This is a genomic window from Ignavibacteria bacterium (assembly GCA_013177855.1).
In the GTDB taxonomy this organism is placed as follows: Bacteria; Bacteroidota; Ignavibacteria; order Ch128b; family Ch128b; genus Ch128b.
Window position 1 is genome coordinate 1,210,415 of the sequence record JABLYA010000001.1, and the last position, 15,771, is coordinate 1,226,185.

Annotated in this window: 18 protein-coding genes; 7 read left to right on the plus strand and 11 right to left on the minus strand. The window is 33.1% G+C overall.

What is annotated here, in order from left to right:
• Positions 1-79 precede the first annotated feature (79 nt).
• The 7 genes from trxB to HPY57_05115 all read right to left on the minus strand — a co-directional run bounded on the left by trxB (position 80) and on the right by HPY57_05115 (position 5,172).
• Positions 80-1,030 carry a thioredoxin-disulfide reductase gene (gene trxB / locus HPY57_05085; GenBank protein ID NPV11150.1) on the minus strand — a complete coding sequence of 317 codons (951 nt, stop codon included), beginning with the start codon at positions 1,028-1,030 and terminating at the stop codon, positions 80-82.
• Positions 1,027-1,977 carry a tRNA epoxyqueuosine(34) reductase QueG gene (queG, locus tag HPY57_05090; protein ID NPV11151.1) on the minus strand — a complete coding sequence of 317 codons (951 nt, stop codon included), beginning with the start codon at positions 1,975-1,977 and terminating at the stop codon, positions 1,027-1,029. The genes trxB and queG overlap by 4 nt, the downstream gene beginning before the upstream one ends.
• A 1-nt stretch (position 1,978) precedes the next feature.
• Complete coding sequence (locus HPY57_05095; GenBank protein ID NPV11152.1) at positions 1,979-2,314, minus strand: Rieske 2Fe-2S domain-containing protein; 336 nt, start codon at positions 2,312-2,314, stop codon at positions 1,979-1,981.
• A gap of 1 nt (position 2,315) precedes the next feature.
• Complete coding sequence (locus tag HPY57_05100; GenBank protein NPV11153.1) at positions 2,316-3,158, minus strand: MBL fold metallo-hydrolase; 843 nt, start codon at positions 3,156-3,158, stop codon at positions 2,316-2,318.
• A gap of 77 nt (positions 3,159-3,235) precedes the next feature.
• Positions 3,236-3,568 (minus strand): 4Fe-4S dicluster domain-containing protein, encoded by a 333-nt coding sequence (locus tag HPY57_05105; GenBank protein ID NPV11154.1) that lies wholly within the window; start codon positions 3,566-3,568, stop codon positions 3,236-3,238.
• Between the two features lie 217 nt (positions 3,569-3,785).
• A complete protein-coding gene (locus HPY57_05110; protein NPV11155.1) occupies positions 3,786-4,535 on the minus strand; it encodes a hypothetical protein in 750 nt (249 codons plus the stop codon).
• A gap of 28 nt (positions 4,536-4,563) precedes the next feature.
• Positions 4,564-5,172 (minus strand): LemA family protein, encoded by a 609-nt coding sequence (locus HPY57_05115; GenBank protein ID NPV11156.1) that lies wholly within the window; start codon positions 5,170-5,172, stop codon positions 4,564-4,566.
• Positions 5,173-5,430: 258 nt separating this feature from the next.
• Here HPY57_05115 and acs point away from each other — a divergent pair, with 258 nt between their 5' ends.
• Positions 5,431-7,323 (plus strand): acetate--CoA ligase, encoded by a 1,893-nt coding sequence (gene acs / locus HPY57_05120; protein ID NPV11157.1) that lies wholly within the window; start codon positions 5,431-5,433, stop codon positions 7,321-7,323.
• Between the two features lie 109 nt (positions 7,324-7,432).
• Here the strand turns inward: acs and HPY57_05125 are convergent, their stop codons facing one another.
• The 4 genes from HPY57_05125 to HPY57_05140 are packed head-to-tail and all read right to left on the minus strand — an operon-like array spanning position 7,433 to position 10,290.
• On the minus strand, positions 7,433-7,993 hold the full coding sequence (locus HPY57_05125; GenBank protein ID NPV11158.1) for a UpxY family transcription antiterminator: 561 nt from the start codon (positions 7,991-7,993) through the stop codon (positions 7,433-7,435).
• Positions 7,994-8,024: 31 nt separating this feature from the next.
• Positions 8,025-8,444: a nucleoside 2-deoxyribosyltransferase gene (locus tag HPY57_05130; protein ID NPV11159.1), complete on the minus strand. Its 420-nt coding sequence runs from the start codon at positions 8,442-8,444 to the stop codon at positions 8,025-8,027.
• Positions 8,441-9,571 carry an N-acetyl-alpha-D-glucosaminyl L-malate synthase BshA gene (bshA, locus tag HPY57_05135; protein ID NPV11160.1) on the minus strand — a complete coding sequence of 377 codons (1,131 nt, stop codon included), beginning with the start codon at positions 9,569-9,571 and terminating at the stop codon, positions 8,441-8,443. The genes HPY57_05130 and bshA overlap by 4 nt, the downstream gene beginning before the upstream one ends.
• Complete coding sequence (locus tag HPY57_05140; protein NPV11161.1) at positions 9,568-10,290, minus strand: GNAT family N-acetyltransferase; 723 nt, start codon at positions 10,288-10,290, stop codon at positions 9,568-9,570. Before HPY57_05140 ends, bshA begins: the two co-directional genes overlap by 4 nt.
• Positions 10,291-10,562: 272 nt before the next feature.
• Between HPY57_05140 and HPY57_05145 the strand changes: the two genes are divergently transcribed.
• The 6 genes from HPY57_05145 to HPY57_05170 all read left to right on the plus strand — a co-directional run bounded on the left by HPY57_05145 (position 10,563) and on the right by HPY57_05170 (position 15,748).
• A complete protein-coding gene (locus HPY57_05145; GenBank protein NPV11162.1) occupies positions 10,563-11,057 on the plus strand; it encodes a cytochrome c in 495 nt (164 codons plus the stop codon).
• 22 nt (positions 11,058-11,079) lie between these two features.
• Positions 11,080-13,047: a Sec-dependent nitrous-oxide reductase gene (gene nosZ, locus HPY57_05150; GenBank protein NPV11163.1), complete on the plus strand. Its 1,968-nt coding sequence runs from the start codon at positions 11,080-11,082 to the stop codon at positions 13,045-13,047.
• A gap of 18 nt (positions 13,048-13,065) precedes the next feature.
• Positions 13,066-13,374, plus strand: coding sequence for a cupin domain-containing protein (locus HPY57_05155; protein ID NPV11164.1), 309 nt, complete (start codon positions 13,066-13,068; stop codon positions 13,372-13,374).
• A gap of 11 nt (positions 13,375-13,385) precedes the next feature.
• Positions 13,386-13,964: a hypothetical protein gene (locus tag HPY57_05160; GenBank protein NPV11165.1), complete on the plus strand. Its 579-nt coding sequence runs from the start codon at positions 13,386-13,388 to the stop codon at positions 13,962-13,964.
• A 15-nt stretch (positions 13,965-13,979) separates the two neighbouring features.
• The gene (locus HPY57_05165) at positions 13,980-14,423 is read left to right on the plus strand and encodes a hypothetical protein (protein NPV11166.1); all 444 of its coding nucleotides are present in this window, start codon (positions 13,980-13,982) and stop codon (positions 14,421-14,423) included.
• 89 nt (positions 14,424-14,512) lie between these two features.
• Positions 14,513-15,748, plus strand: a complete 1,236-nt coding sequence (locus tag HPY57_05170; protein NPV11167.1) for a nitrous oxide reductase family maturation protein NosD — start codon at positions 14,513-14,515, stop codon at positions 15,746-15,748.
• Positions 15,749-15,771: the final 23 nt, after the last annotated feature.

Here is a 15,771-nt window from a genome sequence, read left to right on the forward strand (position 1 = left end):
TCCAAAAATAAAAAGTGGTTGAGTTTTACCCAACCACTTTACAAATAAAGCAATTCAGAAAATTAATTTTCAGATTTGATTAATGACTTTCGTGTTCTTCTAACCATCTTCCAGCATCAATTGCAGCCATACAACCCATACCTGCTGCAGTAACTGCTTGTCGATATACTTTATCTGTTACATCACCGGCAGCAAATACACCTTCAATATTTGTGTATGTTGTTCCGGGCTTTACTTTGATGTAACCAGCTTCATCGAGTTCAAGATAATCTTTGAAAATTTCAGTATTTGGTTTATGACCAATTGCTAAAAATACTCCATTAATTGGGAGTTCTGTAATTTCATTTGTCTTAACATTTCTTAGCTTTACACCGGTCACAAATTTTCTTCCGTTTTCATTTGTTCCGAGAATCTCTTCAATCACTTCATTCGTTCTAAATTCAATCTTAGGATTTTTCTTTGCCCGTTCTAACATAATTGCAGAAGCTCTAAACTGATCACGACGATGAACAATAATAACTTTTCGAGCGAACTTCGTGAGATACGTTGCCTCTTCCATTGCTGAATCACCACCACCTACTACTATCACATCTTGATCTTTGAAGAAGAAACCATCGCAAGTTGCACAGGCTGAAACTCCATAACCCATATATTCTTGTTCAGATGGAATTCCTAAAAATTTTGCAGATGCACCTGTTGCAATAATTACTGCATCAGCTGTGTATTCATCTTTACCTGAGTAAATCTTAAATGGCCTTGATGAAAAATCGACTTTATCAACATACTTGAAAAGCATTTCAGCACCAAAACGTTTTGCCTGCTTTCTCATTATGTCCATTAATTCTGGTCCCATAATTCCATTTTCAAAACCGGGGAAATTTTCAACTTCTGTTGTTATAGTCAATTGTCCGCCTGGCTGATTACCTTCAAACACAAGTGGGGATAAATTTGCTCTTGCAGTATAAATTGCAGCCGTAAATCCTGCTGGTCCTGAACCTATAATTATAACTTTTCTGTGATTTTGACTCATACTTTACTCCTTTCTTTCATTTGATTTATGAATTCAAAATTTCTTTTTAGATTTTTTAATCCTGCTCTTAATACAGGCTTGCCTTTAAATTTTTCTTTAAAGTTTTTTTCATCAAGGATTTTCAGTTCATCTTTTTCAATAAACTCAATTGTATTAGATGCAAATTCAATCTCATTAGTTTCTATTTGTAACTTCAAATTCCATGGGCAGACTTCCTGGCATATATCACAACCGAAAACATAATTTTCAAATTTCCCCGTCAGCTCTAAAGGTATCTCTCCACTGTTTTCGATTGTATGATAAGAGATACACTTTCTTGAATCAAGAACATAATCATCTACGATAGCTTGAGTTGGACAAGCATCAATGCAAATTCTGCAATCACCGCACATATCCGTAATTTGATCATCCGGTTCGAATTCAATTGTCGTTAAAATTGTTCCGATGAAAAACCACGAACCAATTTGAGTATTGATAACATTCGTATGTTTCCCCAACCATCCTAATCCAGATTTGATTGCCCAGACTTTATCCATAGTTGGACCATAATCAACATAAAAAATATTTTTTGATTCAGGTTGAATTTCTTCTAAAAGTTTCTTCACCAATTTAAATTTTTTCTCAATTACTTTATGATAATCTCGCCCCCAGGCATATCTTGAAATTTTTCCTGCACCTTCAGGTAATTTCTGGAATTGATTTTTTTGATAGTAATTTAATCCAACTGAAATAATAGATTTAACTTCGGGTAAAATCTTTTGGGGATTAATTCTTTTCTCAAATGACTTTGAAATCCAATTCATATCAGCTTGATAACCAAGTTCAAGCCACTTTCTTAGTTTTTCACCTTCTTCTTTTAATTCATCAGCACGGGCAAATCCAACAAGATCAAAGCCAATTTCTAAAATTCTTTTTCGCACAAGATTGGTGAATTCAGACTTATTCATTCTACCACTTAAAGAAAGATTTTGGGAGTTTCACAAACAAGTAATCATCTTCAATCTTTGTTTCGTAAGTTTTTATGTTGCTGTTGTTGCTTAATGTTTTACCATTTCGCAAATCAAAAATCCAACCGTGAATTGGACAGGAAACTGCATATTCATTTAAATAACCATTGAACATCTGAGCAGTATGATTGTGTGGGCAAATATTGCTTATGACAAAAACTTCGTTATTAATTTTAAATATGGCTAAATCAAAATCCTCAATTTCAATTCTAACGCCTCTCCCTTCAGGTAAATCGGAAACTTTACAAATTTTAACGAAGCTGTCTTTTTCAGCCATTTTAATCTTGAATGATATTTTTTTCTCTAATTTCAAAACCTTTTTTACCTTCAGACAAAGTTACACTTGAAACGAAAGGGTCATGCTCAAAAAATAAAATCCAATTTTCTTCAAATGCCTGCGGCAAAATTCTCTTTTTTTCTTCAATGGTAGTTAATGGATATAGATCGTAACTCATTACATAAGGATAAGGTATGTGCGCTGAAGTTGGAATTAAATCACCGCAATAAAAAAGAGTTGTGGTTCCGTCAGAGACTTTTAGATGCTGCTGATTTGGTGTATGTCCGTTTGATATAAGAATTTCAATTTCATCGTCGAGCTTGAAATCTCCATCTGTGAATACAATTTGATTAAATTCTTTAAGCGGCAGAAAATCCTGTTTAATGAAACTTGCTCGATCTTTATCTGAAGGATTTAATGCCCAATCGAAATGTGACTTTTGAATATAATACTTTGCATTTAGAAAAGTTGGAATAATTCGGTCATTCTCGATTTTTGTTGATCCACCTGTGTGATCAAAATGCAAGTGAGTGATGATTACATCCGTAATTTCTTCAGGATTAATTCCTTTTTTAATCAGTGCAACATCAATTGGTAAATTTTCAATTGCATAAATGTTTTTGAACTTCTCATCGAATTTATTACCAAGTCCAGTATCAACCAAAATTTTTCTTTGATCAGAAATAAGAAGCAATGACCTGGTAGTAAGATTAATTCGATTTAAATCATCAGCTGGATTTAATTTATTCCATAAAACTTTTGGGACAACGCCGAACATAGCTCCACCATCTAATCTAAACAATCCTGACTTAATCGAGATTACTTCATATTTCCCAATTCTCATTCGAGCTCCTTTTTATTTAAAATAAAAAAGTCGATGCAAAATGCATCGACTTAAACTCGCAAGTAAAGGATATACTTTTATCTTCCCAGTGAGTCAAGATATTCTTTCTTTTTGAGTAATGTCTCTTTGTCTTCAACATGATTTGGATCAGGAACACAGCAATCAACTGGACAAACTGCGGCACATTGTGGTTCGTCATGGAAACCAACACACTCTGTACATTTATCTGGTACAATATAGAAATATTCTTCTGAATAAAATCCTACTGCACCAGATGGAGCTGGATCGTTTGGTCCATAAGTTTTTCCACCAAGCTGCCAGGGTGTTCCACCTGGATAAATTGCATTATTGGGGCATTCTGGTTCGCAAGCACCACAGTTGATGCAATCAGTTGTTATCATTATGGCCATTTTAAGTTACCTCCAAGAATTTTTTTAATTTTTGTTTGAACAATTTTATTAAAAAGTATTTTGAGATTATCAAACTAAATTTATACAGGGAAAATTTTTCAATGAATATTTCATCAAGAAAAAGAACACAATCCTAAAATTTTTCAATGCAAACTATAAAATTTCTTTAGTTTATTCAATTTAAAGTCAGCTCAATCTTTACAAAAAAATAAATAATTTACCAGCTTCCACTTGCACCTCCACCACCGAATGAGCCTCCTCCACCACTGAAACCGCCTCCTCCAAATCCTCCGCCACTAAATCCTCCAAAACCTCCAAATCCTCCCCAGCTACTTCTGCGTTTCGGAATTGAATGCCATCCTCCATTATAATAAATCCATCCACCTCTTGAAGAACCTCTAATTCCAGATATAATTGAAAAGAACACAATCAAAAAAATTATCAAGATTAATGCTGTAATAAAACCGTTAAATTTATTCTCTTCTTTTTCTGCTCTGTATGTTCCAGCGATCGCGTCTTGAAGAGTTTCAATTCCTTTAACTAAACCTTGATAATAATTACCGGCTTTAAAGTATGGAGCAATAATATTTCGAATTATTGAACTTGCGATTGCATCAGGAACAACACCTTCCAGACCATAACCAACTTCAATTCGAATTTTTCTTTCATCTTTAACTACCAAAATTAAAATCCCATTATCTTTACCTTTTTGCCCTATCTTATTTTTTTCAACAACCCGCTGCGAAAAATCAAATAAATCTTCGCCCTCGAGAGAAGATATAATTAATACAACAATCTGATTTGAAGTTGTATCCTCGTAAGTTTTGAGTCTGAATTCTAAATCATTAATCTGGGAAGAAGTCAAAGTATTTGTTTTATCTGTCACATACCTGTTTAAAATAGGAACTTCAATATACGCGTAAACAATTACAAATGATATTAACAAGATTGAAATTATTTTTTTCATCAAAAGTGATTTTAAATTTAATAGCCGTTCAGAACTTTACTTTTGGAGCTGTTTCGGCTCCAGTAACTGCTTTAAAGTATTGTTTTTCTCTAAATCCAAACATTCCAGCAATTATGTTAGTTGGAAATCTTTTTATAGCTGTGTTGTAAGACTGTACTGCTTCATTAAATCTTTTTCTTTCAACTGAAATTCTGTTTTCGGTTCCTTCAAGTTGAGCCTGTAATTGCAAGAAATTTTCGTTTGCTTTAAGCTGTGGATAATTTTCAACTGCAACCAATAACCTTGAAAGCGCAGACGATAAATTATCCTGTGCGGCTTGGAATCTTTCAAATGCTTGAGGATCTTCTAACATTTGAGGTGTAATTTGAATTTGACCAACTTTAGCTCTGGCTTCAGTAACAGCTATGTAAGTTTCTTTTTCAAAATTCGCCACTCCCTTAACTGTTTCAACTAAATTTGGAATCAGATCATATCTTCTTTGATACTGATTTTCTACCTGTGACCATGCTTTATTTACTTCCTCATTAAGAGAGACAAGTTGATTATACTTGGATACTCCATAAGTAAAAATGATAAAAACTAAAAACAGTATTGCCGCTCCAATAGAACAGCCAATTAGTAAACTTTTATTTCTCATGCTCTCTCCTTTTTTTATTTATGTTCTAACTAATTTAAGACATTTGAAATTAAAATGATATTGTATGAAATTCATTTTTTTGAATTTAAACAGAAAAGTTTCTTAAAAATTCAATTTTAATCTGGCTGCAGTTAACAAATTAAAACCTAAATCAATTAATCATACTAACTCATTGATAATTAAATCTTCGTAAGTTAAATTGAACACCAATTAATATAAAAGTAATAAATAAATCTATAAACAAATTTGGAGGGCATTATGCAGCACAAAAATCTTTCGGGCGAAGTTTATTATCCTTCTCAAGAAGTCCTCGAAAAAGCACATATCAAAAATTGGGATGAATTGAATGAGTATGCAAGAAAAGATTATTTAGGTTTCTGGGAAAAAATGGCAAATGAACTTCACTGGTTTGAGAAATGGGATAAAGTTTTAGATGACTCAAACAAACCTTTTTATAAATGGTTTACTAACGCAAAACTAAATGTAGCTTATAACTGCCTTGATGTACATTTAAAAACTCCAAGAAGAAATAAACTTGCACTTATCTGGGAAGGTGAAAATGGCGACTTAAGAACATATTCTTACCATGCTTTACATCGTGAAGTGTGTAAGTTTGCAAATGTCCTTAAAAGTCTCGGAGTGCAAAAGGGTGATCGTGTAACGATTTATATGGGAAGGATTCCTGAAATTGTAATGGCAATGCTTGCCTGTGCAAGAATAGGCGCAATCCATTCTGTTGTTTATGGTGGATTTTCTGTAGAAGCATTAAGTGAAAGAATTGAAGATAGTCAATCAAAAGTTCTGATAGTTGCTGACGGTGCGTTCCAGAGAGGCAAAATTGTTCCTTTAAAACAAATTGCTGATGAAGCATTACAAAGATGCGGAACTGTTCAAAGCGTATTGGTAGTGAAAAGAACAGGTCAGCCGGTAAATATGGAACAAGATCGAGATATGTGGTATCACGAGCTTGTAAATCTTCCATTTGTTACACAGAATTGTTCACTTGAAATAATGGATTCAGAAGATCCGCTATTTATACTTTACACATCTGGCACTACTGGTAAACCTAAAGCTATACTCCACACTCAGGGTGGTTATATGGTTGGCGTTTACACAACTTTGAAATTTGTTTTTGATATTCATGAAGAAGATAGATACTGGTGTGCTGCAGATCCTGGGTGGATTACCGGCCACAGCTATATAGTTTATGGTCCACTATTGAATGGAGCTACATCTTTTCTATATGAAGGAGCTCCTAATTATCCCTATCCGAACCGATGGTGGCAAATGATTGAAAAGTATGGAATAAATATTCTATACACTGCACCTACAGCAATTCGCGGATTGATGCGTTTTGGTGAAGCCTGGGTTAATCGTCACGATTTGTCCTCTCTTAGATTACTCGGAAGTGTTGGTGAACCAATTAATCCTGAAGCATGGCGATGGTATTACAAAGTTGTTGGGAAAGAAAAATGTCCAATTATGGATACCTGGTGGCAAACTGAAACTGGTATGTTTATGATTACTCCGATGCCTTGCGTTCCTCTAAAACCTGGTTCAGGAACAAGACCATTTCCTGGAATTGAAATGGATGTTGTAGATGATAATGGAAATTCTGTCCCGCCCAATGAAGAAGGATATCTCGTTATTAAAACACCCTGGCCCTCAATGCTAAGAACAGTTTATAAAGATCCTGAAAGATATGTAAATCAATACTGGAGTAAATTCCCCGGTTGGTATCTTACAGGCGATAGTGCAAAGAAAGACGAAGATGGTTATTTCTGGATTATTGGTCGAGTTGATGATGTAATTAAAGTCAGTGGATATAGATTGGGAACTGCTGAGATTGAAAGTGCGCTTGTAAGTCATCCAGCTGTTGCTGAAGCAGCTGCAATTGGTCTGCCTCATGAAGTCAAAGGTAATGCAATTTATGCTTATGTCATTTTACGAAATGGTTACGAAAAATCACCTCAACTTGTTGAAGAACTTCGTCAGCATGTTGCTCATGAAGTTGGTCCCATTGCAAAACCCGAACACATTGAGTTTGTAGATTCGTTACCTAAGACAAGAAGCGGTAAAATTATGAGAAGAGTATTGAAGGCAAGAGCCTTAGGTCAAGATCCTGGAAATCTTTCAACATTGGAAGAATAATTGCTTATTAATTAACTCAAATTTAAAATCACTAAAAAACAAAAACGGTCGTCTAAATTTAAGGCGACCGTTTTTATAAAATGCGATGAATATTAAAAACTCTAAAGATTTAAATTAAGTTTTTGAATTTGTAAGTTGTTTTTTCTTTTTCAGGTTCAGGGTCAAGAATTTTGATTACTTCCTCTCTCGAAAGTTTAACTCTAATAGAATGATTTACTGCATCTACATTAAACACTACCCACTTATCTTCGTCTATATACTCAACATATCCTTCCATACCTTCAAGTGGACCACTGATTACTCTAACTTTCACACCCTTATAAATTTGTTCAGAAACTTTAAGACTATCCTGTTTGAATTCAACAATCTTTTTCACATACTCAATTTGTTCATCTGGAACAATTGCAACTCTTCCATTGAAAGAAATACATCGAACGATCCCATCTGTTTGCAAAACTTCGAGTCTGCCTTTTTCATTGACATGAGCAAAAATGTAAGACTTAAATAAAGGTTCTTCGATTAGTTTTTTTCTATCTCTCCATTGTCGCCAGACTTTTATTAGAGGTAAATAGCTTTCTATCCCCTTTGCAATTAATTTCTGATGAATCTTCTTTTCAAACCGTGGTTTTGTATAAAATACATACCAATGAATAGTATCTACTGATTTCATTTCCTTCCTGCGATGATTTAATTTCGATTAATTATTTAAGAACCAGTTGCAAATATATTTTAATGAACTTCTCTAGTTCAAATTCATCCCTGTATTTCTGAACAGAAAGCAATGGAGAATCGCATCCTTTTATCATTGCAGAAAGTCTTGGGACACTTTCGTGATACAAGGCAAGAACAGGTTTCTTTAATTCAAATAAAGCATAGGCAATTTCAAAACCAACTCCCAGACTTGAACCCGATACTTCAGCAATCATTCCAGCCGAATCTGTCAACCAGTTTATATCTCTTCGATAAATTTCTTTATCAGTCAAAACATAATTAGGTTTTAATTCGGGTTCATATAAAGGATGAAATCCATTGTTTTTTACAAGCTCAATAATTTTTTTATAATTTTCCTGATAAGTTGTATCTCCACTAATTGGACCAGCACAATAAATTTTTTTATTCATTGATTAAGGACCTTTTGATAAAATTCTTCATATAGATTGACAATTTTTTCTTTATTGAAAAATTCAACCGCTCTTTTTCTGGCATTCTCAGAAAATTTTTTATACTTATTAGAATTTGTCAATAAATCAATTGTATATTTAGCCATTCGCTCAACATCACCTATCTCAGCAATGTAACCAGTTTCATTATGAACAACCAGTTCGGGCAATCCACCAATGCTGGTTGTAACTGTTGGAAGTCCGCAAGCCATAGCCTCAAGTGCCGAAAGTCCAAAACTTTCAGACTGACTTGGCATTATGAAGATATCACCAGCATTTAAAATATCAACAACAGCTTCTTGCTTACCTAAAAAGTAAACATCATTTTTTAAGTTCAACTCACGGACTAATTTTTCACATTCACTTCTATCGGGTCCATCACCAGCAAGGATTAATTTCGATGGGACTTTTTGTTTGACCAGATGAAAAATTCGGATTACATCAGGCACTCTTTTTACAGGTCGAAAATTTGAAATGTGCACAAGAACTTTCTCACCATTTGGTGCAAAATGAGATTTAAAGACGCAATTCTCTTTTGGTTTATAAATTTCAGTATCAACAAAATTAGGTATTACTTCAATTTCTTTATTGATTTGATAATTTGTCAGAGTTTTATCTCTTAAAAATTTTGAAACTGCTGTTACACCGTCGCTTTTTTCAATCGAAAACTTAACTAATGGCAGAAAAGATGGTTCAAGTCCAACAAGAGTTATATCTGTTCCGTGCAGCGTTGTAATAATTTTAATTTTATTGTATCCATTCTCAAGAGCAATTTGTTTTGCAAGATATGCACTAACGGAATGTGGAATTGCATAATGAACATGGAATAAATCAATCATTTCATATTCACAGACTTCAATCATTTTACTTGCAAGAGCAAGAGAATAAAGAGGAAATTCAAACAAAGGATAATTACTCATTTCAACTTCATGATAAAAAATATTCTCTTTCAAGCGGTCCAATCTCATCGGTATTCCATAAGAAATGAAATGAACTTTGTGCCCTTTTTCTGCAAGAGCTTTACCAAGTTCAGTAGCTACTACTCCACTTCCACCATAAGTCGGATAACAAGTTATTGCAATGTTCATTTCTGACTCTCTTTGTTAATTACCCATTCTTTCAATAAACTCATTTGAAGTACATCATAATATTCACCATCAATCTTAAGTTCATTCCGTAATAATCCTTCAACTCTAAATCCAAGTGCTTCGTTAATTCTTATGTTTTTAATATCGGTGTTAATTGTTGTAAGGTAGATTTTCTCAAGGTTTAAAGTAAAAAAACCATACTCAATCCATGCTTTTGTTGCTTCGTTACCATAGCCTTTCCCTCTCTCTTTCGTAACGCCTATCATTTTACGCAATTCAGCCTTTCGATGATATTCATCGATATTTAAGTAGGCAATTAAACCAATTGGAGTTTTATCTTTCAAGCAAATTGTTCCAAGCAAATTGTTTTCATTTTCAAAAACCTCATCAATAGTTTCCTGCTGATTATCAAGTCTGCTTAAAAGAAAAAATCTGCCCTCTTTATCTTCTAACCATGATTTAATAATTGATAAATCTTTTTTCGTTGTCTGTCTTATAATTAATCTTTCTGTTTCTAATGGTAATTTTTTAATTGATCCTTGTAGATAAATAGTTGTTTCTTTTTTTTCTGTATTTAATGATAAAGCTTGCATTGCTTCATCGAGTAAATAATTGGTGAATCGTAGATAATCATTTAGAGTAAAACCATACTTTTGGGCTTGCTTAATAAAAGAAGCAGCAATAGTCTTAATCGTTTCATCGGAAATTTCTTTTTTCATTTTTTCAATTAATTACTTTGTTAACTAAAAATTAACATTAATTAGAGAGAATATAAAATTGTTTCGCTTCATTTAATCAAGCTTTCTATAAATTTTACTTTAAAATTCAGGTGCAACAGGGAAAATAAATGACTTGATTAATTCTTTGATTCTATTTAAGTTAAAATCAGATTAAATTATCTGAATTAAAGATTTTTTAATAAATGAAAATCAGATTACAAAGTCTTCTTAAACTAATAACAAAAATTAATAACCAATTACAAGGAGTAAAAATGAAATCCAAAATTCTTTTATTAACAATCTTAGTTTCATCTTTAATCTTTCTTTCATCTTGTGGCGGCGAAAAGAAAGAAACTCCCGAAACACAAAATCAAACTGCTCAAGTCGGTGCAGATTTGACAGAATTTGAACTTGAAAATGGAATTGGTCCTGTCAAAGAAAAACTTGAACTCGGACCAATCGATCCAAAACTTGTAAAACGAGGAGAAGAAATCTGGAATCAGAAATGTGTTGCCTGCCATAAACTCGATGAACGTTATGTCGGTCCTGCCCAAAGAGATGTAATTAAACGAAGAACCCCTGAATTCATTATGAATATGATACTTAATCCAGAAGAGATGGAAAAAAGACATCCTGTTACTAAACAACTTGTTGCAGAATATCTGACCGTTATGACAAATCAAAATTTAACAATGGAAGATGCAAGAGCAGTTCTTGAATTTTTCCGAAAAGTAGCCGAAGAAACACCAACAAACAAAAACAAATAACAAACACATGGGGAGAACTAATATGCAAAACATCAATTCCAATAAACTGATTTTAATCAGTTTAATTATTCTTTCCTTTATTGGAATTTACCTTGGATGCAAATCATCCAAAGACGTTGTCAGTGGAGATGTAGCTCAGGCGGTTTATGTTGCACCAGGAACTTACGATGAATTTTATTTATTTACTTCAGGTGGTTTTAATGGTCAAGTTGGAGTTTATGGCCTCCCATCGGGAAGACATTTCAAAACAATATCTGTTTTCTCACAAAACCCTGAAACTGGTTATGGATACTCAGAAGAAACAAGACCAATGCTGATGACTTCTTATGGTTTCGTTCCCTGGGATGATGCTCACCATCCAGAATTATCAATGACAGATGGTGTTCCTGATGGAAGATTTCTTTTCATTAATGCAAACAACACACCGAGAGTTGCCAAGATTGATTTAAAAACATTTGAAACAACTGAAATTATTGAAATACCTAACTCGGCAGGAAATCACGCTTCACCATTTGTAACCGAAAACACTGAATACATCGTTGCATCCACAAGATTTAGTGTTCCGGTCCCTAATGCTGATGTTCCAATTTCTTCTTATAAAGAAAATTTCAAAGGAACAATCAGCTTTATTGCCCTCGATCCAAAAACTGAAAAGATGAATTTAGCATTTCAAATAATCGTACCAGGATTTAACTACGATCTGGCTCATGCTGGCAAAGGTCCTTCGAAAGATTGGGCATTCTTCACATCATACAATACAGAACAAGCAAATACTCTTCTTGAAATCAATGCTTCTAAAAATGACAAAGATTTTGTAGCTGCTGTAAACTGGCGTTTAGCTGAGAAATATGTTAAGGAAGGTAAAGCAAAAAAGATGAGTGCTGAATATTATCACAATATTTATGACGAAAAAAAACATATGGCAGTCAGCGAAGTCAAAAAAGAAGTTTTAGTTCTTGACCCGAAAGACTGTCCTGGAATGATTTATTACCTTCCTACACCAAAATCACCTCATGGAGTTGATGTAGATCCAACTGGTGAATATATCGTAGCTGGTGGAAAACTTGCAACTGTAATTCCTGTTCATTCATTTTCAAAAATGCTGAAAGCGATCGAAGAAAAACAATTTGATGGTGAAGTAAACGGAATTCCAATCTTAAAATATGAAGCTGTTGTTGCTGGTGAAGTCCAGAATCCTGGCCTTGGTCCATTACATACAGAATTTGATGGTAAGGGTTATGCATATACTTCTTGTTTCGTTTCTTCTGAAATTGTGAAATGGAAATTAGGAACCTGGGAAGTTGTTGATAGAATTCCTACCTATTATTCAATTGGTCATCTTTGCATTCCTGGCGGTGACAGCAAAAAACCATGGGGTAAATATGTTGTCGCATTAAACAAGATCACAAAAGACAGATATTTACCAACAGGACCCGAATTAACTCAATCTGCTCAATTGATTGATATTAGTGGTGAGAAGATGAGATTATTACTCGACTTCCCAACTGTAGGCGAACCACATTATGCACAAGCAATTCCAGCAGAAATTTTAATGAAAAACAGTGCAAAAATTTACAAGATTGAAGAAAACAATCATCCATATAAAGCTAATGGAGAAAAAGAAGCAAAAGTTGAGAGAAAAGGAAATGATGTCCATGTTTATATGACTGCAATAAGAAGTCACTTTGCTCCTGATAACATTGAAGGAATTAAAGTTGGTGATAATGTTTATTTCCATGTAACAAACCTTGAGCAGGATTGGGATATCCCCCATGGATTTACAATTAAAGGTTCAAATAATGCTGAAATACTGATTATGCCTGGTCAAACAAAAACTCTTTTATGGAAACCAACTAAACCAGGAATTTATCCATTCTATTGCACTGATTTCTGCTCTGCACTTCATCAAGAAATGCAAGGATATGTTAGAGTTTCACCGGCAAATTCTAATGTAGCTTTGAGTTATTACACAGGAAGCAGTTCAAAATAAATTATCGAGGAGTTTCATATGGAGACTAAAAAACAAAATCTAACAGAAGCTATTGATTATCAGGTTAGTTCAATTGTAAGCAAGCAAATCATTAAAAAACCAAATGGTAATGTTACACTATTTGCACTTGATAAAGGTGAATCTATCGCTGAACATACTTCTCCATATGAAGCTCTTGTTCAAATTTTAGAAGGGAAAATGGTAGTAACTATTGGAGGGCAACCTTACACATTGGTGGAAGGAGATTCTATTCTCCTTCCGCCTAATATTTCACACGGGTTAGTTGCTGAAGAAAAAACCAAAATGTTATTAACAATGATTAAATGAGAGAGAAATAAATGAATCCCCTTTCAAAAAAAATAATTTTAGTTGCCTCATTAATTCTAATAGGCGTTTATTTTTTCCCAATTTGGAGTATTGATTTAATTGCACCCCAATATCCCGAAGGACTTGGTCTAAAAATCTGGATTAATGAAGTAACAGGGAAAAAAGAAAATGACTTACAAAACATAAATGGTTTAAATCACTACATCGGAATGAAACCAATCAATCCTGATGATATTCCTGAACTAAGAATAATGCCTTTTGTTGTAGGATTTATGATTTTATTTGGATTATTCAATGCATTTAAGGGTAATAAAAAGACCATATATGCATGGATAATAATCTTTATTTTGCTTGGTGCCGTCGGCTTATATGATTTTTATATCTGGGAATATAATTACGGTCACAACCTCAATCCAGACGCACCAATCAAAGTACCGGGGATGACTTATCAACCTCCATTAATTGGTTCAAAGCAATTATTGAATATTAACGCTGTTTCCTTGCCTGATATAGGTTCTTTCATTATTCTAATATCAATTGCATTAAATGTCGTTGCATTGATCATTGATAAGAAAAAATCCTCTGCATAAAGTTTTGAGGTCATAATGAGAAAAATAATTTTAATCTTCATTTTAATATTTACCCTTTCATTAATTTCTTGCTCACCGAAACCGGAACCAATCAATTATGGTCAGGATGTTTGTGACTTATGCAAGATGAATATTACTGATAATAAATTTGCAGCCGAACTCGTTACGAAGAAAGGGAAAGTGTATAAATTCGATTCCATTGAATGCTTATTTAACTTTAAAAATCTTGATATTGAAGGGGTAGAAATACACTCCGAATGGGTAAACGATTTTTCGAATCCCGGTCAACTTATAAATCTGAAAGAAGCTTACTTTTTACAATCAGATGTTTTTAGAAGTCCAATGGGTTTAAATGTTTTAAGTTTTTCATCTAAAGAAGAAAGAGAAAAAATTATAAATCAATATGGCGGAAAAGTGCTGACTTATGATGAAGTTTTTGAGCTTGCAAATACGGAATAACAAATAACTCTTAAGCCAGACAACATTTTAATTTAAATCTTGATTTGATGACCGATAGAAATTCAAAAAGTCTAATTTATTCTTAACATATGATTAAAACAGAATTAAGAACAATTTTACTTCTTTATATTCTTTTTTTACTGAACTCTGCATATTCTCAGATTTATGTTAATCCAGGACAAAATTTAAATGAGATAATCCAGAATTCTCCAACGGGTTCAACTATAATTATCAAACCTGGCATTTATAAAGTAGATAACTTAATCATTAATAAGCCGCTTACAATTATTGGTGAAAATTATCCAATACTCCAGGGAAATCTTAAGGATGAGGTCATAACAATAAATTCTAATCAAGTTAAAATTAGAGGTCTAAAAATTTCAAACGCAGGAGTAAATTTTTTAAAAGAAAATGCTGCAATAAGACTTGAGGAGGTAAGTAATTGTTTAATTGAAAACAATATTCTCACAAATAATTTTTTCGGCATATACATTTCTAAATCGTTTAATTGTGTTGTAAGAAATAATAAGATCGAAGCTTTTAATAAATCGGAAACTACTTCTGGCAACGGAATTCATCTATGGTACAGCAAGGCAATAACAATTGAAAATAACGAAATCACTGGTCACCGTGATGGAATATACTTTGAGTTTGTTAGACACTCCTTGGTTAAAAACAATTACAGCAAAAATAATTTGAGATATGGACTACACTTTATGTTTTCGGATAGCTGCTCGTACATAAAGAATACATTTGAAAATAATGGAGCCGGCGTTGCTGTAATGTATACCCGAAATGTAACTATGAGAGAAAACAAATTTATAAACAATTGGGGAGCTGCTTCGTTTGGAGTTTTATTAAAAGATTTAAGTGATTGTTTAATTGAAAAAAATCTCTTTGAGCAGAATACAAATGGTTTATACCTCGAAGGATGCAATAGAATAACAGTTCGCTATAATAATTTTATCAATAATGGGTGGGGAATAAAATTAATGGCAAATTCGATGGATAATTATTTTTACGATAACAATTTTATTTCCAACTCATTCGATGTTCTTACAAACAGCAGAAATAATTTTAATTCATTTACAAGAAATTACTGGAATAAATATAATGGTTTCGACCTCGATAGAGATGGATTTGGAGATGTTTTTTATAGACCTGTAAAAATGTTTTCCATAATTGTTGAAAGAGAACAAGCATCACTGATTTTAATTCACAGTCTATTTGTGGAAATCCTGAACATTGCTGAAAGTATTCTTCCATCTTTAACTCCTGAAAATTTAAAAGACAATCAGCCAAGAATGTACCCAATTAAGATTTAATTAACTATGAAATAACTCTCTAT